We start from the raw sequence: 2152 nt of genomic DNA on the forward strand, positions 1-2152 counted from the left end.
CGGCCAGCGCGCTGCCGCCGGCCAGCGCCATCAGCAGCGTTTTCAGTTCGCGGCCGCGGCGCTCCGCTTGCAGGGCGCCGCGCAGCCGGTTGTTCAACGGCAGCGGTTCCAGACTGGCGGCGTCGCCCGCCGCCGGCTGGCCGGACACCGCGTCGCCAAGCGCGCCGTCCGGCCGCTGCCACAGCACGCGCAGACCGTCGGCGGACTGCAATAGCCGGCCCTGCTCCAAGGCGGCCACCGCCGCGCGGCGCTCGGCGTCCGGGCGCGGCGCCCAGCTTTCAATCAAGCCGGCGCGTTCGGCCGGATCGGCGCCGGCCAGCTCGGCCAAGGGGCCGGCGCCGGCCGCGGCGCACCACAGCGCCAGCGCCCAAGGCAAGGCTTTACTCCAGGACATGGCGGGCTCCTTTCCGGCTCACTTGCTTTTCACCGGGGTGTCCGGCCGCTTGTCGTTGCCGGGCAGATACGGGCTCCACGGTTGGGCGCGCACCACGCTCCGGCTCTTCCACACCACCGAGAACTGCCCGTTGGGCTGAATCTCGCCAATCATCACCGGCTTGCGCAAATGATGGTTGCGGGCGTCCATTTCCAGCGTGAAGCCGGACGGCGCGTCCATCCGCAGCCCGGCCAGGGCCTTGCTCACCGCGGCTGTATCAGTGCCGCCGGCCTTGCGCACAGCCTGCGCCCACAGCCGGACCCCGACATAGGTCGCCTCCATCGGATCGTTGGTCACCAGCTTGTCCGCCCCGGCGACGCCCTTCTTCCGCGCCCAGGCGCGGTAGTCCGCCACCCACTTGGCGTTGACCGGATTCTTCACGCTCATGAAGTAATTCCAGGCCGCCAGATGGCCGGCCAGCGGTTTGGCGTCGATGCCCTTCAGCTCCTCCTCGCCCACCGAGAACGCCATCACCGGCACCTCGGCCGCCTTCAGACCCTGATTGCCCAGCTCTTTGTAGAACGGCACATTGGAGTCGCCGTTGATGGTGGACACCACCGCGGTCTTGCCGCCGGCGGCGAACTTCTTGATGTTGGCGACGATGGTCTGGTAATCGTTATGGCCAAACGGGGTGTAGGCCTCCTGGATGTCCGCGTCCTTGACCCCCTTGGTTTTGAGAAAGGCGCGCAGAATCTTGTTGGTGGTGCGCGGATAGACGTAATCCGTGCCTAACAGGAAGAAGCGCCGCGCGCCGCCGCCCTCCTTGCTCATCAGGTATTCCACCGCCGGGATCGCCTGCTGATTGGGCGCGGCGCCGGTGTAGAACACATTGGGCGACATTTCCTCGCCCTCGTACTGCACCGGGTAGAACAGCAGGCCGTTCAGTTCCTCGAACACCGGCAACACCGATTTGCGCGACACCGAAGTCCAACAGCCGAAGGTCGCCGCCACCTTGTCGCGGCTCAGCAATTGGCGCGCCTTCTCCGCGAACAGCGGCCAGTTGGACGCCGGGTCCACCACCACCGGCTCCAGCTTCTTGCCCAAGACCCCGCCTTCGGCGTTGATCTGGTCGATGGCGAACAGCGCCATATTCTTGAGCGAGGTTTCGGAAATGGCCATGGTGCCGGACAGGGAGTGCAGCACCCCCACCTTGATGGTGTCGGCGGCGAGAGCCGGCGCGGCGCCGAAGCCGCTCAGCGCCAGGCTCAGCGCAAGGGAAGACAAGACATGAGGGCGAATCAACATGGGAAGCTCCTGGGGCGATCCTGAAGCGCCGGGAGGCCGTCCGGCCGGCCCGGCGAGGAATTGTTGCACTGCAGGATCAGACTAAGCCCCGGCCCGCCCGGCCGGAATACGTTACATGACGTATGCCCCGTCACCCGCCGCCGGCGCTGCGCAAGGCCAGCGCCGCGGCCGAGGTGCGGGTCTCCACCCCCAGGCGGGCGAACACATGCTCCAGATGCTTGTTGACGGTGCGCGGACTCATGCCGAGGATGTCGCCGATATCGCGGTTGGTCTTGCCCAGGCTCAGCCAATGCAGCACCTCGGCCTGGCGCGGAGTCAGCCCCAGCGCCCGCATCAGGCGCCGCGGCGCCGCGCCGTCTCCCGCCTCGCTCAAGGCCAGCAGGCACTCGTCCCCGGCCAGCCGCCGCGCCAGCAAGGCCGCGCCGTCGCCTTCCGCCAAGGTCAGGCTGGCCCCCGCCGCGGCCTGGGCCAGCC

The 2152-nt window shown here is 68.4% G+C and carries 3 protein-coding genes; all 3 read right to left on the reverse strand.

Features of this window, described 5'->3' with window-relative positions; all coding sequences use genetic code 11:
- Positions 1 to 394 (reverse strand): hypothetical protein (locus tag NK214_RS24745; protein ID WP_253315788.1); only part of this gene is annotated, 394 nt, incomplete at its 3' end.
- Positions 395 to 412: 18 nt separating this feature from the next.
- Entirely contained in the window at positions 413 to 1678 is a 1266-nt protein-coding gene (gene urtA, locus NK214_RS24750) for an urea ABC transporter substrate-binding protein (protein WP_253315789.1), read from the reverse strand.
- Positions 1679 to 1808: 130 nt separating this feature from the next.
- A partial coding sequence (locus tag NK214_RS24755; RefSeq protein ID WP_253315790.1) for a helix-turn-helix transcriptional regulator occupies positions 1809 to 2152 on the reverse strand: 344 nt, incomplete at its 5' end.

It is taken from the genome of Chromobacterium sp. S0633 (genome assembly GCF_024158805.1).
Lineage (GTDB): Bacteria > Pseudomonadota > Gammaproteobacteria > Burkholderiales > Chromobacteriaceae > Chromobacterium.

What these genes read in the sequence shown, in the direction of transcription:
- urtA (WP_253315789.1), bottom strand. Translation starts at nt 1,678, where the DNA reads ATGTTGATTCGCCCTCATGTCTTGTCTTCCCTTGCGCTGAGCCTGGCG.